Origin of the sequence: Streptomyces sp. NPDC096013 (genome assembly GCF_044763565.1) — a bacterium.
In the GTDB taxonomy this organism is placed as follows: domain Bacteria; phylum Actinomycetota; class Actinomycetes; order Streptomycetales; family Streptomycetaceae; genus Streptomyces.
Genome location: NZ_JBIWGK010000011.1, coordinates 59,415 through 84,751, shown reverse-complemented (window position 1 = coordinate 84,751; position 25,337 = coordinate 59,415). Strand labels below are relative to the sequence as shown.

Genomic DNA, 25,337 nt, shown 5'->3' with positions numbered 1-25,337 from the left:
GTGAATTTCTGTTTCGGGGACATCAGATTTTCTCACCATGGGACGAGCCGTGAAGGCCGTCGTGCGCATGCTGTCCGTCATGGACATGCAGCCGGTCGGGGGACCGCAGCTCCTTGTTGACCCGCAGCGCCTCGTCCAGCCGGTCCTCCAGGCTGATGATGCGGCAGGCGGCCTCGATGGGGGTCCCCTGGTCGACCAGTTCGCGGGCGCGGGAGGCCGTACGGAGCTGACGGCGCGAGTAGCGGCGGTGACCGCCGTCCGACCGCGTCGGGGTGATCAGCCCGGCCTCACCCAGTGACCGGAGGAAACCGGGGGTGGAGGCGATCAGCTCGGCGGCCCGGCCCATGGTGTAGGCGGGGTAGTCGTCGTCGTCGAGCCGGTCGGCCGCGGGCTGCTGGCTTTCTGCGGGCATGTACACCTTTCCTGCGGACCACCGGGGTCGGGACGGCCGCCCCCGGGAGACCTGGTTCCCCCGTGAGGGAACTCTAGTCGCACCGGTGGAATCCCTGTCGCGGCGAACACAGATGTCCTGACGCCGATCGGCGCGTTCAGAGGCTCAGGATCAGCACCCGGCAGGAGCCCGGAAGCCGTGGATCAAGGCCATTCGGGTCCCCCGGGGAGCCTCGTTCGGCGGCTCGCACGGGGCGTACGGGACGTATGGGGTCAGCCGCGGCGCGCGGCGCGACCTCCTGCCAGCCCCACGCGCGGTACGCCGCGAGGGTCGCGGTGTCCGTGCGGGGGATCAGGGTGACGCCGACGGCCGGGGCGTGGTCGGCGAGCAGCCGGCGCTGGAGGCGGCGGGCGAGGTTCCAGTCGCGGTCCTGGTAGTGGGTGCGCACGCGGAGCGGGACGACGATCCCGGAGACCGCGAAGAGCCCGCCGGTCAGCGCGAGGCCGTGCAGGCGCCGGGGCAGCCGGGCGTCATGGCCCTGCCACCAGGGGTCGGCGGCGCGGACGGGGAAGCCGTAGGCGCAGGCCGTCAGGGTGGTGTTCTCGGCGATGAGCAGGGTGAAACCGGGGCGTCGGACCTCGCCGGACAGGCGGCGGAGGAAGGCGGCGCGGTCGCCGTCGCGGCCGCCACCGCAGGTCTCCTCGTACAGGACGCCCAGGTCCTGGAGGCGGTCCTCGATCTGGCGGCGGCTGAGCGGTCGGACGCGGTCGCCCTGCCAGGGCGAGGGGCCGCGGTCGCGGGCGGAACCGGAGTCCGCCCCGGCCGCCGTACCGGCAGCACCGTCCCCGCCGGGGGCCGCGGTCGCCTCCGCGGCCGCCGGCCGACCGGGCACGTTCACGGTCATGGGCCGAGCCCTGCCCCGGGCGCGGACACGTCCGGCCCGGCGTCGTGGTTCGCCGGGAACGGCACCGGTGCGATCCGGCACACGAGAGATTCCCGGTCTCTTCACGGTACGCCCACGGATCGCGCAGGGGGGCGGCCTGCCTCCGGCGCGGACCCGGCCGCCCATGGCGACGCGGACCTCCGCACGGCTCCCGGCGTGGAGCGCAGCGGCCCGCCGCTCGACCGGGCGCGGTCGTCAACCTCAGGTGAGGTGGCGGGAGTTGGTCGCTCCGGCCGTTACTGGTTCCAGCTCTCGTCGTACGGGTCCTTCGGCGTCGGGACCGGTTTGGCCTGGGTGACCTGGAAGTAGGGGATCGGGCGGTTGTTGATGGGGTCCTTGGTCTGCCGGGGGCTGTATGTGCCGGTGATCTCCAGCCAGGTGTCGGGCTGAAGCACCGGCGGGACCTTGCCCGTCAGGGCGATCTTCACCGGCTGGGCGTCCGCGGCACAGCAGTTGAGGGCCATGCGGACGAGAAACGGCGACCCCGACCTGTCCAGCGCGACGAAGCCGGTGACCTTCAACTGCCGGGTGCCCAGGGACCGTCCGTGGTCGTAGACCGCGCGGCTCGCGTAGTCGACCAGGCCGATGGTGAGCGGGTTGCTGTCGGGGAGCTTGAGCAGGCCGTACGGCTGCTGGATGGCCGTGCCGGTGCGGACCGCGCTGTAGGAGCCGAGGGCGGGCGGGGCGACCAGGATGAGGGCGAGGAGGGGGAGGATCAGGAACCAGGAGATGCGGGGTTCGCGGTGGACGTGGCCCCCGTGAGCGCCGGCCTCGGTGTGAGCCTCCGTGTGCGCTTCCGCCTGGGCTTCGGCGTGCGCCTTCTCCAGCCGTGTCCGGCGCCACTCGTACCACGCCGTCGCCAGCGCCGTCACGATGAGGACCGCGCCGGAGAGCAGGAGGAGCGGTTGGAGGCCTGCCTTGACGTAGCGCAGGTACAGGTTGGTGAAGCCCGCGTGCAGCAGGGCCGCGCCGACCAGGAACAGGACCGCCGCCTGTGCCTGCCGGTTCACAGGAGCACCGCCCCGGTCACGACCGCGCCGGTGATGGCGAGGACGAAGGTGGCGGGTGCGAAGCGCAGGGCGAAGCCGCGGCCGAACGTGCCCGCCTGCATGGCGAACAGCTTCAGGTCGATCATCGGGCCCACCACCAGGAACGCGAGTTTGGCCGTCAGCGAGAACTGGGTGAGCGACGCGGCGACGAACGCGTCGGCCTCCGAGCAGATCGACAGCAGGACGGCGAGGATCGAGAGGGCGAGGATCGCCACCACCGGGTTGTCGGCGGCCGTGCGCAGCCAGCTCGCCGGTGCGACCGCCTTGAGCGTCGCCGCCGACATCGCGCCGAGCACCAGGAATCCGCCGGCCTGCATCACGTCGTGCCGGACCGAGCCCCAGAACGCGGCCCCCTTGGTCTCCCCCTCGTGCGGCTCGTGAGCGGGCAGGCGCAGCCAGTCGGTGCGGCCTAGGCGCGTCCACAGCCAGCCCATCACACAGGCCACGAGCAGGCTGCCGACGAACCGGGCGAGCACCATCTCGGGGTTGCGCGGGAACGCCACCGCCGTCGCCGTCAGCACGATCGGGTTGATCGCCGGGGCGGACAGCAGGAACGCGATCGCCGCCGCCGGGGTGACGCCCCGCCGCACCAGCGCCCCGGCCACCGGCACCGACGCGCACTCGCAGCCGGGCAGGATCGCGCCCGCCATGCCCGCGATCGGCACGGCCAGCACGGCGTTGTCGGGCAGCGCGCGGGCGAAGAAGGTCGCCGGTACGAACACCGCGATCCCGGCCGACAGCAGCACGCCCAGCACCAGGAAGGGCAGCGCCTGCACGACCACGGCGACGAAGACCGTCATCCAGCTCTGCATCACGGGCGCGGAGAGCGCCTGGCGGATCGGGCCCTGGGCGAGCACCACCACGAGCAGCACCATGGTGAGCACGAGGGGCGAGTTGAGCTGCCAGCCGTCCTTCGACGCCTTGGCGGGCTCGGCGCCCTGTGACGCCTGGGCGGGCGCGGCCGGTTTCGTGCCCGGTTTCGTCTCCGGTTCCGTGCCCGGCTCCGTTTGTGGGCCCGCCTGTGGGTCCGTTTGTCGGCCCGCTTGTGGGTCCGGCGGCGTCCCGGTGGTCGGCGCGGCTGGTTCGGTGGTGATGGCCACGGGTGAGATACCTCCGGCAGACGCCTGGTTTCGCGAGTTTTGCTCCCTGTCTCTGCATACGGCAGCCGGGGCACGGGTGTTCAGCGGAATACTGGAACCACCCGCCTCCTTGGGGCAGTCTTTCCCCTCGTGGCGAGCAGCGTTCCGAATCAGACCCCGCCGGGCGGTCCCCGTGCGCACATGCTGGTGTGCGGAGACGACGCCCTCGCGCACCGGCTCGCCGCCGAACTCCGCAGTGTCTACGGCGAACAGATCACCCTCGTCGTCCCGCTCTCCGAGGCCACCGCACGGCCGCCCGTCGTGGGCCGCGCGCGTGCCGCCTCGGCCGCGCTGCTCGACCGGGTCAACGCGGCGGTGGGCAGGACGGGTGCCAACGGTGGCGCCAACGGCGGCACCGTCTCCCCCGAACCCCCGCGCGGGGAACGGGTGTTGGAGGTCGCCGAGCTGACCGAGGCCGTGTTCGCCGAAGCCGGTGTGGAGCGGGCGACCGCGCTGGCCCTCGTCTATGACGACGACGAGACCAACATCCGGGCCGCCCTCACCGCCCGCCGCCTCAACCCCCGTATCCGGCTGGTGATCCGCCTCTACAACCGGCGGCTCGGCCAGCACATCGAGGAACTCCTCGACCAGGCCGCCGCGTTGGCGACCGGGGACGGCACGGGCGGCGGGGCGGGCGGCGGGTCCGGTACCGGGTTCGACGCGTCGACGACCGTGCTGTCCGACGCCGACACGGCCGCGCCCGCGCTGGCCGCGACCGCGCTGGCCGGGACCAGCAAGGTCGTCCAGACCGACGGGCTGCTGCTGCGCGCGGTGGAACGGCCGCCGCCGGCCCCCGGGGAGGTCGCCGACCCGGGGCTCGCCACGCTCGCCCTGCTCTCGGCGACCAGCAGCGACCCGGCCGGTGCGGACGGCTCCGAGGGCATGGGCGAACAGGGCCCACGGCTGCTGCCCGACGCGGCGGCGGTCGCTTCCGCCACCGGGCGCGGGACCGTCGTCCTGGAGCAGGTGTCGTACGCCGGACCGCAGTTGCCCGGCGGGCGCGGGGGCGGGGTCGTGCCCGCGTTCTCCTCGCTGTTCTCGCGGCGGCTGCGGTGGTCGCTGGCGGGCATGGTGGCGTGTGTGATCGCGCTCGCCGTCTCGCTGTGGCTGGTGACGCAGATCCATCCGCTGACCGCCTTCTATCTGACCCTGCTCGATCTGTTCGCGATCGACAACCCCGCGATCGGGGCACCTCTGGGGCGGCAGATCCTTCAACTCCTCTCCGGGCTCGTCGGGTTGCTGATGCTTCCGGTGCTGCTGGCCGCGGTGCTCGAAGCCCTCGGTACGTTCCGTACGGCGTCGGCGTTGCGCAAGCCGCCGCGTGGTCTCGGCGGGCATGTCGTGCTGCTCGGGCTCGGGAAGATCGGTACCCGGGTGCTGACCCGGCTGCGTGAACTGCACATCCCCGTCGTGTGTGTCGAGGCCGATCCCGAGGCGCGGGGGCTCGCTGTCGCACGGCGGCTGCGGGTGCCGGTGATCCTGGGTGATGTCACCCAGGAGGGCGTCCTCGAATCCGCGAAGATCCATCGGGCCCATGCGCTGCTCGCGGTCACCAGCTCCGACACGACCAACCTCGAAGCGGTGCTGTACGCACGGTCCGTGCGGCCGGATCTGCGGGTCGTGCTCCGGCTGTACGACGACGACTTCGCCACCGCCGTCTACCGGACCCTGCGGGCGGCTCACCCCGGCGCCCTCACCCGGAGCCGGAGTGTGTCCCATCTGGCCGCGCCCGCCTTCGCCGGGGCGATGATGGGGCGGCAGATTCTGGGCGCGATTCCCGTCGAGCGGCGGGTGTTGTTGTTCGCGGCGATGACCGTGGGCGGGCATCCGCAGCTGGAGGGGAAGACGGTCGCGGAGGCGTTCCGGGCGGGGTCCTGGCGGGTGCTGGCGTTGGACACGGCCACGCGGGACGCGGCGGAGGACGTGCGGCGGTCGGGGCTGGTGTGGGACCTGCCCGACTCGTATGTGCTGGCCGGGTCGGACCGGGTGGTGCTCGCGGCTACCCGTCGGGGCCTGGCGGAGTTGCTGGGGCGGCGGCCCCGGAATCGCGCGGGGGCGTGACGGTGCCCTGTACTTGAGCAGGTACCCGGTGCCGAAGCGGGCGTTGCCGGGGGCTGCGCCCCCAGACCCCCGCTTCGGCCCTGAAGGGGCCTCGTCCTCAAACGCCGGACGGGCTGGGTATTGGCGGCCCTGAGTTGGACAGGTGCCGGACGGGCTGGGTGTTGGCGGTCTGTCCTGGACAGGTGCCGGACAGGCTGGACTGGGCCGACCCGCGCTCGGAGGCCCCGGCGTCAGCTCCCCAAATGCCGCTCCGCGAAGTCCAGTTCCAGCTTCACCTGCTTGATGCGCTCGTCCACCACCAACGACCCGTGCCCCGCGTCGTACCGGTACACCTCGTGCACCGCGCCCCGGGACTCCAACCGCTTCACGTAGTTGTCGATCTGGCGGATCGGGCAGCGTGGGTCGTTCACCCCCGCCGAGATGTAGACCGGGGCGGTGACCTCGTCGACGTACGTCAGCGGGGAGGACGCCTCGAAGCGGGCCGGGACCTCTTCCGGGGTGCCGCCCAGCAGCGTGCGGTCCATGGCCTTCAGGGCTTCCATCTCGTCGTGGTACGCCGTGACGTAGTCGGCGACCGGGACCGCCGCGATGCCGAGGGTCCACGCGTCGGGCTGGGTGCCGATGCCGAGCAGGGTGAGATAGCCGCCCCAGGAGCCGCCGGTGAGGATCAGACGGGCGGGGTCGGCGAGGCCGGAGTCGATCGCCCACTCCCTGACCGCCGCGATGTCCTCCAGCTCGATCAGGCCGACCCGGTGCTTCAGGGCGTCGGTCCAGGCGCGGCCGTAGCCGGTGGAGCCGCGGTAGTTGACCCGGACGACCGCGTAGCCGTGGTCCACCCAGGCCGCCGGGCCCGCCGAGAAGGAGTCGCTGTCGTGCCAGGTCGGGCCGCCGTGGATGTCGAAGACCGTGGGGAGCGGGCCCGTCGCGCCCGCCGGCTTCTGGACCAGGGCGTGGATGCGACCGCCGGGGCCCTCCACCCACACGTCCTCCACCGGGACCGAACCGGGTGACTTCAGGCCGGGCGGGTCGAGGACCACCTCGCCCGTCGTCGAGCGCACGGCGGAGGGTTCCGCGGCGGAGGACCAGAGGTACTCGACGCTGCCGTCCGGCCTCGCCGTGGCGCCCGAGACCGTGCCGGGCGGGGTGGGCACCTTCTCCAGCTCGCCCGACGCGAGGTCGTAGCGGAAGACCTCGCTGCGGGCCTCGAAGCTGTGCGCGATGAGGAGGGACGAGCCGTCCGGGTACCACTCCGCGCTCACATCGCCGGGCAGGTCCAGGGACAGGTCCGTCTCGCCGCCCTTCACCACGTCCCACACCAGGGGCTCCCAGCGGCCGCGCCGCTGATGGCCGATGAGGAGACGCGTGTCGCCGTCCACCGGGGCGAAGCCGAGGACCTCAAGGCCCAGCTCCTCGGTGCCGCCCTTGGTGTCGTCCAGGTCGGCGACCGCGGTGCCGTCCGGGCGCAGGACGCGCAGCGCGGAGTGCATCGCGTCGCCGTGCTCCGTGTGCTCGATGGCGATCAGCGAACCGTCGTGCGAGAGGTCGCCGACGCCCGCCGACTCGCGGTGGCGGTAGATCAGCGTCGTCTCCTCACCGGTGCGGGCGAGGTGGATCGTCGTACCGTCCTCGTCCGTGGAGCGGCCCACCACCGCCGTTCTCCCGTCGCGGGCCAGGGCCAGTCCTGCCGGATAGGAGGGTTCCAGGCCCGGTACCGCCGGTTCGTCGGGGCCGCCCTTGAAGGGCTGGCGGCGCCAGACGCCGAACTCGTCCCCGTCCTTGTCGTCGAACCACCAGATCCACTCCCCGTCCGGGGAGAGCACACCGTCCGTCGTGCCGTTCGGCCGGTCCGTCACCTGGCGTTGCTCGCCCGACGCACGGTCCCAGGCGTACAGCTCATACGTCCCCGTCGCGTTCGACACGAACAGGGAACGGTCGGGTGCGTCCTCCGCCCAGTCGGGCAGGGACACGCGGGGCGCCCGGAAGCGCTTCTCCCAGTCCGGTGTGTTCTCGGACCCGTTGCTCTCAGTCATGGCCCCATACTGCCCGCCCACGACGACATTGCACTGGCCGGATCCTCAGCCTGTGGATAACTTCGACCAAGTCCCGGTCGGAGCATTGCCGACGCCTGGTGAACCCTCGGGCCGACCCCCGGGCCAAGGGCCCCGCGGGAGCCCCGTACCGTGGAAGGCGTGTACCGGTTTCTGCTGACATCGCGCTGGTGGGGCATCAACGTCTTCGTACTGCTCGCCATCCCCTTCTGCGTCTTCATGGGGTCGTGGCAGCTGAGCCGGTTCCAGGCACGCGTGGACAGCAGCCATCAGGCCACCAAGCAGGTCGAGACCGACCGCACGGAGACCGCGCGCCCCCTCGCCTCACTGCTGCCGGTCGACCAGAGCACCTCGGGCCGCCAGACCACCGCGACCGGCCGCTACGGCAAGCAACTCCTCGTCCCCGACCGCCAGTTGGACGGGAAGAACGGCTTCTACGTCCTCACCCTGCTGCGCACCGACACCGGCAAGGCGCTCCCCGTCGTCCGCGGCTGGATTCCCGGCGAGCCCGACGCGGCGAAGGCACCGGCCGCGCCCACCGGCGAGGTCACCGTCACCGGCTCGCTCCAGGCGTCCGAGACCCCCGGCGACAACGGCGTCAGCGCGCAGAGCGGCCTCCCGTCCGGCCAGACCGCCGCGATCAGCGCGGCCTCGCTGGTGAACCTCGTCCCGTACCACCTGTACGACGCGTGGATCACCCTCGACAAGGGCGACTCCGGGATGAAGGCCGTGCCGGCCACCGCGCCCGCCAACACCGGCCTCGACCTCAAGGCCTTCCAGAACCTCGGCTACACCGGCGAGTGGTTCGTCTTCGCCGGCTTCGTCGTCTTCATGTGGTTCCGGCTGCTGCGCCGCGAGGTGGAGTTCGCCCGCGACGCCGAGCTGGGCCTGATTCCGGAAGGCGAGACCGAGGACGCGCCGGACCAGGCGCGTGTCACCGCCGTATGACATCCGTCGCTGTATGACATCCGCCGTCCTCTGACATCCATCGCCTGACGTCCGCCGGGTGACGCCGGTCCCCCGTGGCCGACGGCCTTCGACCCCGCCCTTCCTACGACCCCGCCAGCACGCCCGTCCGGTACACCGTGCCCGCGCACGCGTTCGTCACGGTCGCCGTGACCGAGGGCGAGCCCGTCGACGGGGTGTGGGTGACCTGGACGCTGCCGTCGAGCGTGCCGTCCTCCAGGAGCTGGGTGGTCGTCCCGGTGTCGCCGGTCGTGGAACCGCTGCTCGTGCCGGCGTCCTCCGTGGGCGACGGGCTGGCCGTCGAACCGCCGGTGGTGGTGCCGCCGGTGCTGGTGCCGCTGGTGGGGCAGGTCTCGGAGGGCACCCAGGCGAACTTGACCAGGTAGGCGGAGCCCGGTGCCAGCACCAGCTGGGAGGTCTCCGTCGACGGGTCGGGCAGTCCGGCCGCCGGGTCCCCCGCGCTGTGCTGCACCACGGTGATCTTGGAGTTGTCGGCCGCGCCGATCGCGTAGGTGCCGACCGTGCCGGGGCCGCCGACGGTGCAGCTGGTGCCGGAGGTGTTGGTGACGGTGAACGTGCCGTAGACGACGCCCGACGCGTCGGGGGCGTCGACCGTCGAGCTGGACGAGCCGAGTTGTGCGGCCGTGCAGACGGCGGACGCCGTCCCGGCGCTGGCCGAGGGGTTCGCGCTCACCGTGCCGTGGCCGGGGGTCTTGCCCGCGCCGTCGTCCTTGTGGCCGCCGGGGTTCTCCGAGGCCCGGCCCGGGGCGCCGCCCGTGGTGCCGGCGCCGCCGTCGGGGCCCTTGCCCTGGCTGGTGCCGCCCTGTGCCTGGGAGCTGTTGCCCGCGATGGACGGGTCCGGGTTGGAGCCGGTGGAGTTCGAGACGTGCACGAGAGCCGGGATCGCGGTGCCGAAGAAGAGCAGGGTGGCGGCCATGCCGACGAGGGCCTGGCGCTTGCGGGCCCGGCGGGCCGGTACCGCCTTGCGCAGGTGGTCCAGCGTGCCGTCGCGCGGCTCGACCTCCTGGACGGCCTGGTGCAGCAGCCGCCGTAGGGCCAGTTCGTCGGGGCCGAAGCCCTCGGGGGCGTGGAGGTCGTCGGCGTGGTCGTGGGAGCCCTGTCCCGCTGCCCCCAGGAACCCCAGGGGTCCTCCGGGTTCGACGGGGGGCCGTTCCTCGATGTCCTCGGTGTCCGCGGAGTTCTCGGGGTTCTCCCGGTTCTCGAGGTTCCCGTCGAGGCTCGGCCCGGTGGGGCTCTGTTCGTCGGGGCCGTGGTTCACAGTTCCGTTCCCAGCGTGTGTTTCGTTCGGCTGTTCCCTGCGCGCCCAGGTCGGGCCGCGCCGGACGTCCGGCTCACGCCGTGCGTGCGAGCCGTTTCCGTTTCCGTCGGCCTTGTCGGTCATGCCGTGGCCTCCATGGCGATCCGGAGGGCGGCGATCCCGCGCGAGCCGTACGCCTTCACCGAGCCCAGCGATATGCCGAGCGACTCGGCGACCTGCGCCTCCGTCATGTCCGCGAAGTAACGCAGGACCAGGACCTCGCGCTGGCGGCGTTGCAGTCCCTTCATGGCCTTGATGAGGGAGTCGCGCTCCAGGAGGTCGTAGGCCCCCTCCTCCGCGCTGGCCATGTCCGGCATCGGCTTCGAGAGGAGCTTGAGGCCGAGGATGCGGCGGCGCAGGGCCGAGCGGGAGAGGTTGACGACGGTCTGGCGGAGATAGGCCAGGGTCTTCTCGGGGTCACGGACGCGTTTGCGCGCCGAGTGGACCCGGATGAACGCCTCCTGGACGACGTCCTCGCAGGACGCGGTGTCGTCGAGGAGGAGTGCGGCCAGGCCCAGCAGCGAGCGGTAGTGCGCCCGGTAGGTCTCGGTGAGATGGTCGACCGTCGTGCCGGCCGCGACGGCGTCGTCGACACCGTCGCGCTGGTTCGGGATGCGGGCGGGCCGCGCTGCGGGCATCGGCGCGATCACCGGCATGCCGCCGGGCGCACGGGATCCACGCGGGGGCCGGAGGGCCGTGCCGCGTGCCGCAGAGAAGTCGAGTACCTGAGCCACGCCAGTTGGACACGCTTCCCCCCTTGGGGGTTGTACGCGTCGGCCGTCACATTTACGTCAGACGGAACACACCGTCCACCCGACCGGCCGGCGCCACCGCCCAGCCGTCCGGCGACATCACCCACCCGTCTGGTGTCAGGCAGCGCAACCGGCAGTGCGTCGAACACCCTCATGCCTACCCGCTCTTCCCCTGTGTCACGAAAGTCCGGGGCGTCCCCACGCCCCTTACCGCGTCACCGCGCGCCCACCTGAAGGGCGTTCGCAAAGACGCTCCCCGCTCGCCGCATGGTTGCGGGAAGCGGGGAGTGAAATCTTCGGATGCGGAGGTGGCCGGATTCAAGGGTTACCAACCATTAATCCGACCACATCGCGCACGCCGATCCTACAAACTCGTGCGCCACTGGCCAGCGGATTTACGGTCGGGCAGGGCGAGTTGGGTCCGCGCTCAGGCCAGTTCGCGCGCCACCAGCTCGGCGATCTGCGCGGTATTGAGGGCGGCTCCCTTGCGCAGGTTGTCCCCGCAGACGAAGAGTTCGAGCGCGGTCGGATCGTCCAGCGCCCGCCGCAGCCGCCCCACCCAGGTCGGGTCGGTGCCCACCACGTCGGCGGGCGTGGGGAACTCCCCGGCGGCCGGATTGTCGAAGAGGACGACCCCCGGGGCCGTGGCGAGAATCTCGCGCGCGCCGTCGACGGTGACCTCGCCCTGGAAGCGGGCGTGGACGGTGAGGGAGTGCGTGGTGACCACCGGCACCCGCACGCAGGTGACGGCGACCGGCAGCGCGGGCAGACCGAGGATCTTGCGGGACTCGTCCCGCACCTTCATCTCCTCCGAGGACCAGCCGTCCTCGCGCAACGACCCGGCCCACGGTACGACGTTGAGCGCGACCGGCTCCGGGAACGGCCCGGTGTTGTCGCCCACCGCCCGCCGCACATCACCGGGCTTGGTGCCCAGCTCGGTGTGGGCGACGAGGGCGAGCTGCTGGCGCAGGGTGTCGACCCCGGCCCGGCCCGCCCCGCTCACCGCCTGGTACGACGACACCACCAGCTCGCGCAGCCCGAACTCGGCGTGCAGCGCGCCCACGGCGACGATCATCGACAGGGTCGTGCAGTTCGGGTTGGCGATGATCCCGCGCGGCCGGTGCCGCACCTTGTGCGGGTTGACCTCGGGGACCACCAGGGGCACCTCCGGGTCCATCCGGAAGGCACCCGAGTTGTCGACGACGACCACGCCCTTGGCGGCGGCGATCGGCGCCCACTGGGCGGAGACCTCGTCGGGGACGTCGAACATGGCGACGTCGACCCCGTCGAAGGCCTCCTCCGTCAGGGCCACCACCTCGACCTGCTCCCCGCGCACGGCCAGCTTGCGGCCGGCCGAGCGCGGGGAGGCGATCAGGCGGATCTCGCCCCAGATGTCCGCGTGCTGGGACAGGATCTGGAGCATGACCGTGCCGACGGCCCCGGTCGCGCCGACCACGGCGAGCGTCGGACGCGGGGTCGCTCCGGTGCTGGCCATCAGCGGCCGGTGCCTCCGTAGACGACGGCCTCGTCGCTGTCGGAGTCCAGGCCGAACGCCGTGTGCACGGCGCGGACGGCCTCGTTGACGTCGTCGGCGCGGGTGACCACCGAGATACGGATCTCGGAGGTCGAGATCAGCTCGATGTTGACGCCCGCGTCGGACAGGGCGGTGAAGAAGTCGGCGGTGACGCCGGGATTCGTCTTCATGCCCGCGCCGACCAGGGAGATCTTGCCGATCTGGTCGTCGTAGCGCAGCGACTCGAAGCCGATGCCGCCGCGGTTCTTCTCCAGGGCGTCGATGGCCTTGCGGCCCTCCGCCTTGGGGAGGGTGAACGAGATGTCCGTGAGACCGGTCGAGGCCGCCGACACGTTCTGCACGATCATGTCGATGTTGACCTGCGCGTCGGAGATCGTCCGGAAGATCACCGCGGCCTCGCCCGGCTTGTCGGGCACGCCGACGACCGTGATCTTGGCCTCGGAGGTGTCGTGCGCGACACCGGAGATGATGGCCTGCTCCACCTTCTGGTCCCCAATCGGCTCACTGCTGACCCAGGTGCCCTGAAGTCCGCTGAAGCTGGACCGCACATGGATCGGGATGTTGTATCGGCGGGCGTACTCCACACAGCGGTGGAGCAGCACCTTGGAGCCGGAGGCGGCGAGCTCCAGCATGTCCTCGAAGGCGATCCAGTCGATCTTCTTCGCCTTCGGCACCACGCGCGGGTCGGCGGTGAACACACCGTCGACGTCGGTGTAGATCTCGCACACCTCGGCGTCGAGCGCGGCGGCGAGCGCGACGGCGGTCGTGTCCGAGCCGCCGCGGCCCAGCGTGGTGATGTCCTTCTTGTCCTGGCTCACACCCTGGAACCCGGCGACGATGGCGATGTTGCCCTCGTCCAACGCGGTGCGGATACGACCGGGCGTGACGTCGATGATCCGCGCTTTGTTGTGGACCGAGTCGGTGATGACGCCTGCCTGACTGCCGGTGAACGACTGGGCCTCATGACCCAGGTTTTTGATCGCCATGGCCAGCAGCGCCATGGAGATCCGCTCTCCGGCGGTCAGCAGCATGTCGAACTCACGCCCGGCGGGCATCGGAGATACCTGCTCGGCGAGATCGATCAGCTCGTCCGTCGTGTCGCCCATCGCGGAAACGACGACGACCACTTGGTGGCCGTTCTTCTTCGCTTCGACGATTCGCTTGGCGACGCGCTTGATGCCCTCGGCATCGGCTACGGAGGAGCCTCCGTACTTCTGCACGACAAGGCCCACGTGCGCTCCTCGCTCAGTCCTGGTGTGTCGGCTCAGTTTAACGAGCGCCCGAAATTCGCTTCCGCGGTATCGCATGGTGAGATTCGGACGCCCAGGTCAGCGCATGCCCACTTACGAGCTGCGGGAAAAGTGCCGAGTGTCACAGGTGACCCCGAGGAATTGGTTTTACCGCACTAAGGTGCGCCGTGTGCGCGTACTTCTGGTGGAAGACGATGAACCGGTGGCCGAGTCGCTGCGCCGCGGTCTGCTGCGCTACGGCTTCGAGGTGGAGTGGGTCACCACGGGCACGGCGGCACTGAGCCATCCCGGTCCCTACGACGTCGTCCTCCTCGACCTCGGCCTGCCCGACACCGACGGCCTCGACGTGTGCAGGGCGCTGCGCGCCCGCGGCGACGTGCCGATCATCGTGATCAGCGCGCGCAGCGACGAGACGGACCGGGTGGTCGGCCTGGAGCTGGGCGCCGACGACTATGTGTCGAAACCGTTCGGGGTGCGGGAGGTCATCGCGCGGATAAGGGCGGTGATGCGCCGCGCGCAGCCGAAGGCGGTCGCGGAGGCGGCCGGTCCCGACGCGTACGGCAGCCGCCTCACCATCGACCGCAAGGCGGCCCGCGTCCGCCTCGACGGCGAGGAGGTGCCGCTCGCCCCCAAGGAGTACGACCTGCTGTCGTTCCTCACCGAGGAGCCGGGCGCGCTGATGTCGCGCGAGCAGATCATGGAAGCGGTCTGGGACGCGAACTGGTTCGGCCCGACGAAGACGCTCGACGTCCATGTGGCGGCGCTGCGACGGAAGCTGGCGGGCGCGGTCACGATCGAGGCGGTACGGGGGGTCGGTTTCCGGCTGGAGATCACGGACGGCGCGACGCCCTCATGATCCGGCAGCTCATCGTCAGCTACGTCCTCCTGGTGGCGGTGGCGCTGACCGCGTTCACCGTGCCCGTGGCGTTCACGCTGACCTCCCAACTGCGCGGTGACACCGAGCAGTCCGTGCGGCGGGAGGCCCGGACGATGGCCCTGCTGCTGAGCGGCGACGCCGCCTCGCGCGCCGCGCTGGACCGCATGGTGGTGGCGTACGCGCAGGAGACCCCCGGCACGGCCGAGGTGCTGCCGGCGGCGCGGGCCAAGACCGCGACGCACTGGGGCGACGGGGCGCTGGAGGTGACCGAGCCGGCCGAGCGCGACGGCCGGACCGTGGGCGCCGTCCGCATCACGTATCCGACCTCGGATCTGACCGAACGCCTGTGGCGCATCTGGGGTTTCCGGGCGGTCCTCGCGCTGGCGGTGCTGGCGGTGGCGGCCGGTCTCGGGGCGCTCGTGGCCCGCCGGCTGACCCGCCCGCTGCGTCAGCTCAACGACATGGCGAGCAGGTTCAGCGACGGCGACCTGACGGCACGCACTCCGGTGGCGGGCCCGCACGAGACGCAGACGCTCGCCCGCACCCTGAACCAGGCGGGCGAACGGCTGGACACCCTGATCGCCTCGCAGCGCATCTTCGTGGCCGACGCCTCGCACCAACTCCGCACCCCGCTCACGGCGTTGCGGCTGTCGCTGGACAACATCGCGGACGGCACGGACGACGGGTCCGTCCGCGAGGACGTGGAACAGGCGACCGCCGAGGTGGTCCGGATGAGCCGACTGGTCAACGGACTGCTGGTGCTGGCGCGGGCCGAGGCGAAGGTGACGGCGGCCGAACCGCTGCCGCTGAAGGAGATCGTCGCCGAGCGCCTCTCGGTGTGGAGACCGGCCGCCGACGAGCGCGGAGTCCACATCGCGCTCAGGGGGGAAGTGGCCGACGGCCGGCCGCTGGTGCTGGCCAGTCCCGGTCATCTCGAACAGGTCCTGGACAACGTGCTCTCCAACGCCCTGGAGGTGTCGCCGGACGGGGCGACGATCACCGTGCGGGCGCGATCACGGGGTGACGAGGTCGAGTTGGCGGTCCTGGACGAGGGTCCCGGCATGCCCGACGCGGACAAGTCCCGTGCCTTCGACCGCTTCTGGCGCGGTCAGGGCCTCACCGGGCGCGCCGGTTCGGGCCTGGGCCTCGCCGTCGTACGCCAGCTGGTGGCGGACGACGGCGGGACGGTGACCCTGCGGGACGCGCCCGGGGGCGGTCTGTCGGTGGTCATCACCCTTCGGGCATCGCCGAGGAGTGGTGGTTGACGATCAGCCACGTGCCGCCGCGCTTCTCGTACTCGTAGGTGTAGCGGGCCTCGACGACACGCTTCTTCCCGGTCTTCGGGTCGGTGAGGGTGAACTCGTAGATCCCGGTGTCTATCGCGGAGTTGCCGTCGAGCACGTTGACGATGGTCTCGACCTTCTTGCCGACCGGCCTGTTGGCCAGGAAGTGCTCGAAGTAGTCGACGATCTCGGCGTGGTCGGTGCGGATCTTGTTGGAGACGGTGGGCAGCAGCACGGCGTCCGGCGCGTACCGGGCGGCGACCTGCTCCGGGTCGCCGGTCCGCAACGCGCGGTTCCAGCCGTCGAAGAGGGCGGCGATCTGCTTCTTGGCGGGCTTGGCGTCCTGGTGCCCGCCACGCTCGGGTCCGGCGGTCGCGGCGACGGTGCCGACGGTGCCGAGGGCCAGGACGGTGGTGACGGTGACGACGGCTGCGCGCTTGCTCATGGACCGGCGGGTCATCTCAACTCCAGTGGTACTGGTGCCTCTTGGGATGACTCCAGACTGGCTTTCAGCTGGTTAGGGCCTGTGCAGCGGACGTACAGGGGTCGGCAAGGGCTGATCCAATTCACGCGCTGTGGCGGGCCGGGCACCGCCCCTGAATGATGTCGCCCCATGTGCGTCGCGGCGGGAGCGGCGGGGGTTTCATGAACGCGGCGGCGGGCGTGGGCAGGCCGCCGATCTCCCTGTACGCGGTCAACGCGGCTGGGCGGTACGGGAGTTCGTCCCCAACGCGCGGTTCTACGGCGTCGTCGTCAACGCCTTCTCGCCGGGCGGATTCCCGAACACCGGGCGCGGGCACTGGTGTTGACGCCGGCGCCGGCGGGTGGGCTCACGGCTGTGGGAAAGGGGGCCTGGGGGCTGTGACGCCCGCCGAGCCCCCTTCTGTCCGGCAGTGGTGCGGTTACTTCACCGGCCTGATGCCCAGCGGGCCCGCGATCTCCTGCGCCATGACCGCGCCCGCCTCGAACTCGAGGGTCTCGTCGCCCATGCTGACGTCCGTGTCCAGGCCGTCCAGTTCCGGGAGGGGCTGGTTGAGGCGGACGTGGGCGACCAGGGACTGGAGGGCGCGCAGGGCGGCCGAGGCCGTGGAGCCCCAGTTGGAGAAGTAGGAGAACTGCCACCACCACAGGGCCTCCGTGGTGCGGCCGGCGCGGTAGTGGGCCATGCCGTGGCGGAGGTCGGTGAGGACGTCGGCGAGGTCGTCGGAGATACGGGCCGGGACCGGGGCCTTGCGCGGCTCGTAGGGGTCGAAGACCTCCGAGTACACGTCGATCGGCTCCAGCATCACCGCGAGGCGCTCGCGGATCTCGTCCACGTCCGCCTCCGGGCCCAGGTCGGGCTCGTAGCGCTCGTCCGGGACGATGTCCTCGTGCGCGCCCAACCGGCCGCCCGCCAGGAGGAGTTGGGACACCTCAAGGAGCAGGAAGGGGACCGCCGAATCGGGGTCCTCGCCCTTGGCTACCTCCGACACGGCCACCAGGAAGCTCTCGACCTGGTCCGCGATCTGGACCGCGAAGTCGTCCGGGTCCTGCGCAGTGTCATGCAGCGTGGCGTCAGACATCTAGGAGTCGTCTCCCCTCGAAGGCGCGGCCGAGAGTCACCTCGTCCGCGTATTCCAGGTCGCCGCCCACCGGGAGGCCGCTGGCCAGGCGGGTGACCTTGAGGCCCATGGGCTTGATCATGCGGGCGAGGTACGTGGCCGTGGCCTCGCCTTCCAGATTCGGGTCCGTGGCAAGGATCAGTTCCGTGACGGAACCGTCGGCCAACCGCGCGAGAAGTTCTCGTATACGCAGGTCGTCGGGTCCGACCCCCTCGATCGGACTGATCGCGCCGCCCAGGACGTGGTACTTGCCCCGGAACTCACGCGTCCGCTCGATCGCGACCACGTCCTTCGGTTCCTCCACGACACAGATCACCGTGAGGTCGCGGCGCGGGTCGCGGCAGATGTTGCACAGCTCCTCCTGCGCGACATTGCCGCAGGTCGCGCAGAAGCGGACCCTCGCCTTGACCTCCATCAGGCACTGCGCGAGCCGACGGACGTCCGTCGGCTCCGCCTGAAGGATGTGGAAGGCGATCCGCTGCGCGCTCTTGGGACCGACGCCGGGGAGTCGCCCCAACTCGTCGATGAGGTCCTGGACCACGCCTTCGTACAACGGACTGCCTGCCCTTCCTGGAGTCGTGCGGGTACGTGCCGTACGTACCGTAGTTGGCCGCGGGCCGTCTTAGAAAGGCAGACCGGGGATACCGCTGCCGCCGCCGCCGAGACCCTGGGCCAGCGGGCCGAGCTTCTGCTGCTGGAGGGTCTGCGCGTTCTCGTTGGCCGCCTGGACGGCCGCGACGATCAGGTCCGCGAGCGTCTCCGTGTCGTCCGGGTCGACGGCCTTCGGGTCGATCTTCAGCGCGCGCAGCTCGCCGGAGCCGGTGACGGTGGCCTTGACCAGCCCGCCGCCCGCCTGTCCCTCGACCTCGGTCCGCGCCAGCTCCTCCTGCGCGTTCGCCAGGTCCTGCTGCATCTTCTGGGCCTGTTGCAGCAGCTGCTGCATATTGGGCTGGCCACCACCGGGAATCACGATCAGCTCCTGGTTTCGTACGGCTGTCAGTCATGGATACGGCTGCATGGGCGAAGGTTTTCCCCGCTCGGCACGAGCCTACGTGGTCCGGGCAGTCATCGCTTCAGCACTCTTTCGAGTGAGTCTTCACCGTGTCCTATACCTGATCAAGACCCACTTCCGGGCGGAAAAGAGGTGAAACCAGATCCTTCGCCACCCATTGGGCGGTAGGAAGGGTCCGGCACATCAGCATCAGATGTCACACGACGTAAGGGAGTGCCGGGTGGGTCAGCCCGAGATTCAGCCCGAAGGTGGCGATCTGGCCGGGCGGCCGTTCCCGCTCGGGGACTGGGGCGAGCCGACGGCCCGGCTGGACGAGCTGTACCGGTGGGTCGAGCGCGGGGCGCTGGAGACGGCCTCCTGCTATCTCACCGGCCGGGTGTGGAAGCGGCGCGGGGCGCGGGTGCTGCGCGCGGGCGCGGCGCTGGGCGCGGTGGCGGGGGCGGCGCTGCCGCTGCTCGACCTGACCGGGGCGGCGGGCGGGGCGGCACCGTGGGGCTATCTGGCGCTGCTGCTGGGGGCCGCGTGCGTGGCCGGGGACCGATTCTTCGGGATGACGTCCGGGTGGATGCGGGACGTGGCGACGGCGCAGGCCGTGCAGCGGCGGCTTCAGGTGCTCCAGTTCGACTGGGCCTCGGAGGGTGTCCGGGAGTTCCTGGGGCCCGCGGAGGGCACGGCGAGCGAGGCCGCGGACCGGTGCCTCGCGGTGCTGCGGCGGTTCTCGGAGGACCTGACGGAACTGGTCCGGGTGGAGACCGCCGACTGGATGGTGGAGTTCCGGACCGGGGCGGGGCCGCTGGGCATCCAGTCGGCGGTAGTGCCGGGCGGGCGGCAGGAGGGGACCGTGGTGCACGGCAGGTTCCCGATGCCGCCGGGGCCGGGCGGGGGGACGCGGCCGAACATGCCGAGGCAGCGGCCGCCGGAGCCCCGGTGAGTCGGCCGTGAGCCGGCCCGCCGGCTGACGCTAGGCGCAGAGTTTCAGGCCCTCCGGGGTCCAGCACGGGATGTGGCCGTGGGTGCGGATCACGTCCTGGCCGTTGCCCCGGGACAGATAGGTCAGGAAGCTCGACGCGAGGGAGTCGGCCGGGGGCTGGCCGTAGGTGTAGGCGTACTCGATCTCGCGGTACGGGTAGTCGCTCGTGCCGTGTTCGATGGCGTCCACGGACGGCGGGTGGCCGTCGAGGCCGAGGGTGTGCAGGCCCTTGGCGCCGGAGGCGAGGGTGAGTTCGCTGTAGCCGATGGCCCCGGGGAGTGCGGCGACCTGGGTCAACACCTGGTCCGTGGAGTCGAGTTCACAGCGGATGACCGGCGCGGTCGGGTCGTCCTTGTGCACGCAGTCGACGGAGGAGTTGGCGATCTCGCCGCGCTTCAGCACCCGGCGCTGGAACACCTGGCGCGTCCCGGAGTTGGCGTCCCGGCTGACCAGGTGCACCGCGAGGTCCGGTCCCCCGAGCTGCTTCCAGTTCCTGATCTCGCCCCGGTACAGCCGTCGTACGTCTGCGGTGGAGAGGTTCTTCAGGGGGATGCCGTTGTTGACGACGATCGCGAACACCGACACCGCGATCCGGTTCTCCCGCAGTTGCGGCATGTCGCTGGGCTTGGGGCCGTCCGACAGCGCCACGACGGCCGGTGAGCCCTTCTTCGCGGCGAGCCCGGTGGCCTCCAACTCCCGTACGCCCGCGGTCGATCCGTGCGGGTCGACGGTGATGTGCGCGCCCTCGCAGTCCCGCGCGTACTTCTTCGCGACCTCCTCCACCACCGGCGCGAACGCGGTGGAACCGGTGACGGCGAGGGTGCCGCGCGCGCAGCCGATCGGGGGCGGGGAGTCGTCGCGGAGCACGACGATCGCCGCGAGGGTCACCACGCACACCGTGAGCATGATGGTGATCAGTCGGGAGGCGCGGCTGAACAGGGGCGCCTTGTCGTCCGGGGTCGCGCTGCGGTTGGGGTGCACCTCGCCGTCGCGGATGCCGCCGATGAGCCGTATCGGGCAGCCGACGTCACCGCCGGAGAGCAGCACCAGCAGCTTGAAGTGGTCGCGGGGGTTGAGCGGGACGCGCGGGATGCGCAGGGTGTTGCCGTCGTAGCCGAGGCCGGCCGCCGGGGTGAAGTGGTCCATCAGATGGTCGGTGCCGACGGGCTGGGTGACGGAGACGCCGCGGATCGTGCGGTCGGTGAACACCGCGGTGAGGCCGTGGAGTTCGCGTCCGGTGTAGTCGTTGTCGGCGATGCTCTGGGAGCCGTCGTTCTCGATGCGCAGCAGGACGAGGGTGGCGTCGGACATGCCGGGGGCCTCGTCGAAGAGGCCGAGGCGTCTGTTGGCGCGGCCCGAACGGACGTCGTCGCCGATGGGGTTGTCCATCTGGACGCGGTAGCCGATCCGCTTGCGGCGCGGCACCCGGCGTTCGTACCAGACCATCACGCCGGACGCGACGATGCCGAGCACCGCCGTGCCGACGGCGACGACGTTCTCCGCGCTCAGCCACTCCACTGCGGGCCCCCGCTCCCCAGCCGGATCGTGGGGTCACGGTACGAGCGGCACCGGGAAACCCGCAGGGGGTCTTGGCCGAAGTTCGCGTGACGTTCAACTGGAGCCGTGGTGAAGGGAGTTGCCGGGACGTGCCGGGAGTGTTCAGCCCGACCTGGTGTACGTCAGCTTCTCGCCGGTGCTGGTGTTCACGCGCTGGAGCGTGCGGTCCGACAGCAGGGTGATCTCGGTGGCGGCGCCCGGGTTGCAGGACGAACGCGGCTGCCCCGAGGTGACGGTGGAGGCGCCGATCGCCAACGGGCTCTCACCGCCCGGTTCTTGGGCGAGGTCGGCGCTGAACTCGCAGTGGTAGCCGGGTCCGTCCGCGACCAGCGTCAGCACCGGGTCGCCCACCTTTCCCTGCCGGATGGTGAGTTGGCGGGTGTTGTGGCCGGTGTCGTTGTCGATGGACGCGTTCCAGGTGCCGAGATAGCCGGCCGGTACGGCGCCGTCGCCGGTCGGGGTGGCCGACGGGGAGGGCGACGCGCTCGGCTCACCGGTGCTCGGGCCCGGGGTGGTGGGCGCGGTGCCGGTGGCCGGGCCGCCGCCCGAACCGGCCTTCGTGCGGCTGCCGTTGCCGCCGTCCTTCATCAGCGCGTACACCGAACCGCCGGCGCCCAGCGCGACGATCAGCGCGACCACGACGAGCAGCGCGGTCGACCGCCCGTTGCGGGGCGGCGCCTGGGGCTCGCCGCCCCGGACCGGGCCGTAGGGCGGGGTGGGGCCGAGGCCGACGTCGTGGTTGTGGGGGTAGGGGTTGTAGGGCACCTGGCCGCCCCAGCCGACGAGTTGGCGGGCGGGGGGCTCCTGCGGGTAGCCATAGGCGGCCGGCGGTGGCGGGGGGTTGTAGGCGGTGGGCTGGGGGTGCTGCTGCGGGGAGCCGTAGGCCGGGTGCGGGGCGGGCGGGTTCTGGGTGCGGGGTGTTCCCGTCCCGTCGGCGACCGCCGTGGGGAGGGGGTTGTCCGGTGCGGTGGGCGTCGGGGAGGAGTCGTCGGAGGCGGGGGCGTGTTCGGGGGAGGCCTCGGAGGAAGCGGGGGTGGGGGTTTCGCGGAGGAGGGTTTCCGGTTTCTCCAGGGTGACGGGAGTGGCCGGGGGGACGGGAGTGACCGGGGGGACGGGCGGGACGGTGGGCACGGTCTCTTCGGCCGCCGCCGCGCCGTGCGCCTCCGGGTTCCGCAGGGCAGGGTTTTGGCCGCCGGGGTTCTGGGCGGTCGGGATCTGGCCGCCGGGATTCTGGACGCCGGGATTCTGGGCGGCCGAGTTCTGGACGGCCGAGTTCTGGACGCCGAGGTCCTGGCCGGTCGGGATCTGGGCGCCCGGGTCCTGGCCGGTCCGGATCTGGGCGCCCGGGTCTTGGCCGGTCGGGATCTGGGCGCCCGGGTCTTGGCCGGTCGGGATCTGGGCGGTCGGGTTCTGCTCGCCGGGGCTCCGCGTCTCCGGAGCCTGCCCCTCCGGGCTCATCCGACCCGGAGACGCCGACCCCGAGCCGGGCCGCTCCGAGTCGGGCCGGCCCGAGCCGACACCTTCCGAGCCAGCCCGTACCAGACCGGCACCCTCCGGATCGGCGTCCTCCGGACCGACGCCCTCAAAAGCTGCACCCTCCGGACCGCCACCGCCCGAAGCGGCACCCTCCAGACCGGCACCCACCGGACCAGCGCCCTCCGGAGCAGCGCTCTCCAGACCGACGCCCTCCCGACCGGCGCCCTTCGAAGCAGCACCCTCCAGACCGGCACCCACCGGACCGGCACCCTCCAGAGCGGCACCCTCCCGACCGGCGCTCTCCGGACCGGCACCCACCGAAGCGGCACCCTCCCGACCGGCGCTCTCCGGACCGGCACCCACCGAAGCGGCACCCACCCGACCGGCGCTCTCCCGCCCGGCACTCTCCCGAGTCGGCTCCTCCGAGCCCGGCGCTGGCGCCGTCGCCGTCAGAGGCATCCGTTCGCGTTCCGCTGTTTCCGGGTCCTCCGTGTCCAGCAACTTGACTGCGTGGCGGCCCAGTTGGGCGACGAGGGTGTTGGGGAGCCAGGGGTCGCGGGAGCGGCCGTCGGAGACCGTGTCGTCGGCGCCCGTGCGGTCGAGGATGTGGTGGAGGGTCGGGCGGGTCGCCGGGTCCTTGCGGAGGCAGTCGCGGACCAGGTCGGCGATGCCCTCGGGGACGCCCGACAGGTCGGGTTCCTCCTGGGCGATGCGGAACATCAGGGCGTGGACTCCGCTGCCGGCGGTGCCGAAGGGCAGGGTGCCGGTCGCCGCGTAGGCGAGGACGGAGCCGAGGCAGAAGACGTCGCAGGCCGGGGTGATGCGGTCGCCCCGCACCTGTTCCGGTGCCATGAACCCGGGCGAGCCGACCAGCGAGCCGGTGCGGGTGAGCCCGTCCCCGGCGAGTGTCTCCAGGGCCCGCGCTATGCCGAAGTCGATGACGCGGGGACCGTCGATGGTCACCAGCACGTTGGACGGCTTGAGGTCGCGGTGGACGATCCCGGCGGCGTGGATGTCCTGAAGCGCGTGCGCGAGCCCGGCCGCGAGGATGCGTACCGAACGCTCGGGCAGTGCCCCGTGGTCGCGCCCGACGACCTGTTGCAGCGTGGGTCCCGCGACATACCCGGTGGCCACCCACGGCGCCTCGGCCTCGGTGTCCGCGTCCAGCACCGGTGCCGTCCAGTGGCCGCCGACCCGCCGCGCGGCCCGCACCTCCTGCCGGAACCGGGCCCGGAACTCCTCCTGCGCGGCCAGATCCTCGCGCACCAGTTTCACCGCGACCGTGCGTCCCCGGTCCGAGCGGGCCAGGTACACCTGCCCCATGCCGCCGGCACCCAGCCGGGCCACCAGCCGGTACGCCCCGATCCGCTGCGGATCGGCCGCCCCCAGTTTCTCCATGGCCGCGCCGCCTCCCCCGAAATCCCCGGTCACACCCCTGTGCCCTGCGCGAGACCGACAATAGTGCGGGGACCGGGCCCGATGACCGGGGCGGTGTCTACGGTTCCGTAACAGGAGACCCTGGGCACCCTCCGCAGGCTGGGACCTTTTCTAACCGGTCATCCGCCCGCACAGCGGGTAGTTTTACCCCCAGCCTCCGGCGACCCCCCTGGACAACCTGTCGCGGAAAGCGGCCGACCGCAGACAGGACGCCGATACCGCTTCCGCATCGCGGACATTTACCCTCACCGCATGACCCCTCAGCCCCATCCCCAGGCCGGCGCCGCCGTGAAGGCCGCGGACCGTGCGCATGTGTTCCACTCCTGGTCCGCGCAGGAGCTCATCGACCCGCTCGCCGTGGCCGGCGCGGAGGGGTCGTACTTCTGGGACTACGACGGGAAGCGCTACCTGGACTTCACCAGCGGGCTCGTCTACACGAACATCGGGTACCAGCACCCGAAGGTCGTCGCCGCGATCCAGGAGCAGGCCGCGACCCTCACCACCTTCGCGCCCGCCTTCGCGATCGAGGCCCGCTCCGAGGCGGCCCGGCTGATCGCCGAGCGCACGCCCGGCGACCTGGACAAGATCTTCTTCACCAACGGCGGCGCCGACGCCATCGAGCACGCGACGCGCATGGCCCGGCTGCACACCGGTCGCCCGAAGGTGCTCTCCGCCTACCGCTCGTACCACGGCGGTACGCAGCAGGCGATCAACCTCACCGGGGATCCCCGCCGCTGGGCCAGCGACAGCGGCGCGGCCGGGGTGGTGCACTTCTGGGCGCCCTTCCTGTACCGGTCCCGTTTCTACGCCGAGACCGAGGCGCAGGAGTGCGAGCGCGCGCTCGAACACCTGGAGACGACGATCGCCTTCGAGGGCCCGGCGACCATCGCCGCGATCGTCCTGGAGACCATTCCGGGCACCGCCGGGATCATGGTGCCGCCGCCCGGCTACCTCGCCGGGGTCCGTGAGATCTGCGACAAGTACGGGATCGTCTTCGTCCTGGACGAGGTGATGGCCGGGTTCGGGCGGACCGGTGAGTGGTTCGCGGCCGACCTGTTCGACGTCGTACCGGACCTGATGACCTTCGCCAAGGGTGTGAACTCCGGCTATGTCCCGCTCGGCGGTGTCGCCATCTCCGGCGCGATCGCGGACACCTTCGGCACACGGCCCTACCCGGGCGGACTGACGTACTCCGGGCACCCGTTGGCCTGTGCCGCCGCGGTCGCGACGATCAACGTCATGGCCGAGGAGGGGGTCGTGGAGAATGCCAGGACCCTCGGTACGACCGTCCTCGAACCCGCTCTGCGGGCGCTGGCCGAGCGGCACCCGAGCGTCGGCGAGGTGCGCGGGGTCGGCATGTTCTGGGCGCTGGAGCTGGTGAGGAACCGCGAGACGCGGGAGCCGCTGGTGCCGTACAACGCGGCCGGTGAGGCGAACGCGGCGATGGCCGCCTTCGGGGGTGCCGCCAAGCAGCAGGGGCTGTGGCCGTTCGTGAACATGAACCGCACCCACGTCGTCCCGCCCTGCAACGTGAGCGAGGCCGAGCTGAAGGAGGGCCTCGCCGCCCTGGACACGGCGCTTTCCGTGGCGGACGAGTTCACGGAATAGTCCACGCGTCCCCGGACGGGGACCGGAATCAGCCCTTCCACGGAGTGGGTGCCCGCATCCGGGCA

21 protein-coding genes and 1 pseudogene are annotated in these 25,337 nt (G+C 71.6%); 7 read left to right on the top strand and 15 right to left on the bottom strand.

From position 1 onward, the window contains the following. Window positions 1-22 precede the first annotated feature (22 nt). The 4 genes from ACIRB1_RS31805 to ACIRB1_RS31790 all read right to left on the bottom strand — a co-directional run bounded on the left by ACIRB1_RS31805 (window position 23) and on the right by ACIRB1_RS31790 (window position 3,483). The gene (locus ACIRB1_RS31805) at window positions 23-412 is read right to left on the bottom strand and encodes a MerR family transcriptional regulator (protein WP_352183933.1); all 390 of its coding nucleotides are present in this window, start codon (window positions 410-412) and stop codon (window positions 23-25) included. A gap of 136 nt (window positions 413-548) precedes the next feature. Then, on the bottom strand, window positions 549-1,295 hold the full coding sequence (locus tag ACIRB1_RS31800; RefSeq protein ID WP_403467789.1) for a hypothetical protein: 747 nt from the start codon (window positions 1,293-1,295) through the stop codon (window positions 549-551). Between the two features lie 275 nt (window positions 1,296-1,570). Continuing rightward, the gene (locus ACIRB1_RS31795; RefSeq protein ID WP_352183931.1) at window positions 1,571-2,344 is read right to left on the bottom strand and encodes a TIGR03943 family putative permease subunit; all 774 of its coding nucleotides are present in this window, start codon (window positions 2,342-2,344) and stop codon (window positions 1,571-1,573) included. Beyond that, window positions 2,341-3,483 (bottom strand): permease, encoded by a 1,143-nt coding sequence (locus ACIRB1_RS31790; protein WP_403467788.1) that lies wholly within the window; start codon window positions 3,481-3,483, stop codon window positions 2,341-2,343. The genes ACIRB1_RS31795 and ACIRB1_RS31790 overlap by 4 nt, the downstream gene beginning before the upstream one ends. Window positions 3,484-3,663: 180 nt before the next feature. Between ACIRB1_RS31790 and ACIRB1_RS31785 the strand changes: the two genes are divergently transcribed. Next, window positions 3,664-5,583: an NAD-binding protein gene (locus ACIRB1_RS31785; RefSeq protein WP_403467787.1), complete on the top strand. Its 1,920-nt coding sequence runs from the start codon at window positions 3,664-3,666 to the stop codon at window positions 5,581-5,583. 230 nt (window positions 5,584-5,813) lie between these two features. On the opposite strand, the gene ACIRB1_RS31780 is transcribed toward ACIRB1_RS31785, so the two are convergent. Continuing rightward, on the bottom strand, window positions 5,814-7,613 hold the full coding sequence (locus ACIRB1_RS31780) for a prolyl oligopeptidase family serine peptidase (protein ID WP_352183928.1): 1,800 nt from the start codon (window positions 7,611-7,613) through the stop codon (window positions 5,814-5,816). A 150-nt stretch (window positions 7,614-7,763) separates the two neighbouring features. On the opposite strand from ACIRB1_RS31780, the gene ACIRB1_RS31775 reads away from it, so the two are divergent. After that, window positions 7,764-8,579 carry an SURF1 family protein gene (locus tag ACIRB1_RS31775; RefSeq protein WP_403467786.1) on the top strand — a complete coding sequence of 272 codons (816 nt, stop codon included), beginning with the start codon at window positions 7,764-7,766 and terminating at the stop codon, window positions 8,577-8,579. A 103-nt stretch (window positions 8,580-8,682) separates the two neighbouring features. On the opposite strand, the gene ACIRB1_RS31770 is transcribed toward ACIRB1_RS31775, so the two are convergent. The 4 genes from ACIRB1_RS31770 to ACIRB1_RS31755 all read right to left on the bottom strand — a co-directional run bounded on the left by ACIRB1_RS31770 (window position 8,683) and on the right by ACIRB1_RS31755 (window position 13,433). After that, entirely contained in the window at window positions 8,683-9,999 is a 1,317-nt protein-coding gene (locus tag ACIRB1_RS31770; protein ID WP_352183926.1) for a hypothetical protein, read from the bottom strand. Next, on the bottom strand, window positions 9,996-10,571 hold the full coding sequence (locus ACIRB1_RS31765) for a SigE family RNA polymerase sigma factor (RefSeq protein WP_019063113.1): 576 nt from the start codon (window positions 10,569-10,571) through the stop codon (window positions 9,996-9,998). Before ACIRB1_RS31765 ends, ACIRB1_RS31770 begins: the two co-directional genes overlap by 4 nt. 523 nt (window positions 10,572-11,094) lie before the next feature. Beyond that, window positions 11,095-12,162 carry an aspartate-semialdehyde dehydrogenase gene (locus ACIRB1_RS31760; protein WP_352183924.1) on the bottom strand — a complete coding sequence of 356 codons (1,068 nt, stop codon included), beginning with the start codon at window positions 12,160-12,162 and terminating at the stop codon, window positions 11,095-11,097. Continuing rightward, on the bottom strand, window positions 12,162-13,433 hold the full coding sequence (locus tag ACIRB1_RS31755; protein ID WP_352183923.1) for an aspartate kinase: 1,272 nt from the start codon (window positions 13,431-13,433) through the stop codon (window positions 12,162-12,164). Before ACIRB1_RS31755 ends, ACIRB1_RS31760 begins: the two co-directional genes overlap by 1 nt. 187 nt (window positions 13,434-13,620) lie before the next feature. On the opposite strand from ACIRB1_RS31755, the gene ACIRB1_RS31750 reads away from it, so the two are divergent. Next, window positions 13,621-14,307 (top strand): response regulator transcription factor, encoded by a 687-nt coding sequence (locus ACIRB1_RS31750; RefSeq protein WP_403467785.1) that lies wholly within the window; start codon window positions 13,621-13,623, stop codon window positions 14,305-14,307. Continuing rightward, the gene (locus tag ACIRB1_RS31745) at window positions 14,304-15,593 is read left to right on the top strand and encodes an ATP-binding protein (RefSeq protein WP_403467784.1); all 1,290 of its coding nucleotides are present in this window, start codon (window positions 14,304-14,306) and stop codon (window positions 15,591-15,593) included. The genes ACIRB1_RS31750 and ACIRB1_RS31745 overlap by 4 nt, the downstream gene beginning before the upstream one ends. On the opposite strand, the gene ACIRB1_RS31740 is transcribed toward ACIRB1_RS31745, so the two are convergent. Further along, window positions 15,559-16,071 carry an SgcJ/EcaC family oxidoreductase gene (locus ACIRB1_RS31740; protein WP_352183920.1) on the bottom strand — a complete coding sequence of 171 codons (513 nt, stop codon included), beginning with the start codon at window positions 16,069-16,071 and terminating at the stop codon, window positions 15,559-15,561. The two genes, ACIRB1_RS31745 and ACIRB1_RS31740, sit on opposite strands and share 35 nt — an antisense overlap. A gap of 167 nt (window positions 16,072-16,238) precedes the next feature. On the opposite strand from ACIRB1_RS31740, the pseudogene ACIRB1_RS31735 reads away from it, so the two are divergent. After that, a pseudogene (locus ACIRB1_RS31735) lies at window positions 16,239-16,476 on the top strand (sulfite exporter TauE/SafE family protein); the annotation flags it as partial. A gap of 37 nt (window positions 16,477-16,513) precedes the next feature. Here ACIRB1_RS31735 and ACIRB1_RS31730 read toward each other — a convergent pair. The 3 genes from ACIRB1_RS31730 to ACIRB1_RS31720 form a co-directional block, all read right to left on the bottom strand. Further along, entirely contained in the window at window positions 16,514-17,173 is a 660-nt protein-coding gene (locus ACIRB1_RS31730) for a DUF5063 domain-containing protein (RefSeq protein ID WP_352183919.1), read from the bottom strand. Further along, the gene (gene recR / locus ACIRB1_RS31725) at window positions 17,166-17,765 is read right to left on the bottom strand and encodes a recombination mediator RecR (protein WP_403467783.1); all 600 of its coding nucleotides are present in this window, start codon (window positions 17,763-17,765) and stop codon (window positions 17,166-17,168) included. The genes ACIRB1_RS31730 and recR overlap by 8 nt, the downstream gene beginning before the upstream one ends. A gap of 69 nt (window positions 17,766-17,834) precedes the next feature. After that, complete coding sequence (locus ACIRB1_RS31720; RefSeq protein WP_328830639.1) at window positions 17,835-18,182, bottom strand: YbaB/EbfC family nucleoid-associated protein; 348 nt, start codon at window positions 18,180-18,182, stop codon at window positions 17,835-17,837. 262 nt (window positions 18,183-18,444) lie between these two features. Between ACIRB1_RS31720 and ACIRB1_RS31715 the strand changes: the two genes are divergently transcribed. Continuing rightward, window positions 18,445-19,155, top strand: coding sequence for an SLATT domain-containing protein (locus ACIRB1_RS31715; RefSeq protein WP_403467782.1), 711 nt, complete (start codon window positions 18,445-18,447; stop codon window positions 19,153-19,155). 30 nt (window positions 19,156-19,185) lie between these two features. Here ACIRB1_RS31715 and ACIRB1_RS31710 read toward each other — a convergent pair whose 3' ends face one another. After that, window positions 19,186-20,712, bottom strand: a complete 1,527-nt coding sequence (locus ACIRB1_RS31710) for a substrate-binding domain-containing protein (RefSeq protein ID WP_403467781.1) — start codon at window positions 20,710-20,712, stop codon at window positions 19,186-19,188. Window positions 20,713-20,853: 141 nt separating this feature from the next. Next, complete coding sequence (locus ACIRB1_RS31705) at window positions 20,854-23,625, bottom strand: protein kinase (protein WP_403467780.1); 2,772 nt, start codon at window positions 23,623-23,625, stop codon at window positions 20,854-20,856. A 291-nt stretch (window positions 23,626-23,916) separates the two neighbouring features. On the opposite strand from ACIRB1_RS31705, the gene ACIRB1_RS31700 reads away from it, so the two are divergent. Further along, entirely contained in the window at window positions 23,917-25,272 is a 1,356-nt protein-coding gene (locus ACIRB1_RS31700) for an aspartate aminotransferase family protein (protein WP_352183911.1), read from the top strand. Window positions 25,273-25,337: the final 65 nt, after the last annotated feature.